Below are 1277 nucleotides of genomic sequence, written 5' to 3' on the forward strand. Positions count from 1 at the left end.
CACCCCGAACACCCCCGCCGCCGCGCCGAACAGCGGGAAGGCGAGCGGCGCGATACCGACGTGGGTCAGGGCGTTCACCGCGGCCACCCGGCCCTGGAACGCGGCGGTGGTGTGGGTCTGGATCAGCGCACCCGCGAGCCCGCCGCACACGCCGCTCAGCATCCCCGCGCCCAGCGCCACGGCGGCGGCGCCCGGCACCGTCGGCAGCACCCCGATCGCGCCGATCGCCGCGGAGGCCACCACGAGCAGCACGTTCTGCGCCACGCCCGCACGCCGGAACCGGCCGCGCACGGTGAGGGCCAGACCGCTCACCCCGGCGCCGATGCCGAACGCGGCGAGGATCCAGCCGATGCCCGCCGCGTCCCAGCCCCGCTCCGCGGCCAGGAGTACGGCGCCGACCTGGAGCGGCGGCACGATGCCGAGCTGGCTCAGCGCCCCGGAGAGCACCAGCGGGCCGACGATCGGGTGGCGCCGGATGTACGTCAGGCCGTCCGTCAGGTCCCGCCACGGCGTGGTCGGCCCGGCCGCCGCCTCGCCGTCGGGCGGCAGCGGCCCCACCCGGACCGCGAGGAGCAGCACGAGCGACAGCACGAAGAGGCCACCCGCGACCGCGAACGCCGCCGCGCTCTGCCCGTACGCCATCGCGAAACCGGCGAGCGGCGGTCCCGCCGTGGTGCCGACCCGGGTGACCAGCATCCGCAGCCCCTGCACCCGGACGTACTGGTCGGGCCCGGTGAGCCGCGGGGCGAGCGCGCCCACGGCGGGCATGAACAGGGCGTCCACCACGCCGAAGGCCAGGGCGACCACGACGAGGAGCCAGAGTCCGGGCTCCGCGAGCCACAGCGCCGCCGCGACCCCGAGGATCATCACGGCCCGCGCCGCGTCCGAGCCGATGACGACCCGGCGCGGGTCGAACCGGTCGGCGACCACTCCCCCGACGAGCATCAGCACCGCCCGCGGCACCGCGCCGACCGCCATCACCAGGCCGACCTGGGTGGGCCCGGCGACCTGGGCGGCGGCCCAGCCGAGCGCCATGAAGTAGACGCTGTCCCCCATCACGGACAGCCCGTACGCGATCAGCCAGCGCAGCACATGGCCGTCCCGGTGGGCGGGCAGGGCGGCAGGGGCGCCGGGCACACCGGCACCGGAGTCAGCAGCAGTCACGTGCCGAGATGATCGGCCCAACTCCCTTGCGGGGCAACCGATTTACCACCCCGGCGGCGCGGGCCGGGCCTCACGCGGATATGCGAACCCTGGACGCGGCAGGGGTAAGGCGA

1 protein-coding gene is annotated in these 1277 nt (G+C 76.3%); it reads right to left on the minus strand.

What is annotated here, in order from left to right; all coding sequences use genetic code 11:
• Window positions 1–1164: MFS transporter (locus GUY60_RS37720; RefSeq protein ID WP_312866580.1), on the minus strand; the 1164-nt coding region annotated here is incomplete at its 3' end.
• Window positions 1165–1277 lie beyond the last annotated feature (113 nt).

The organism is Streptomyces boluensis, assembly GCF_009908195.1.
In the GTDB taxonomy this organism is placed as follows: Bacteria; Actinomycetota; Actinomycetes; order Streptomycetales; family Streptomycetaceae; genus Streptomyces; species Streptomyces boluensis.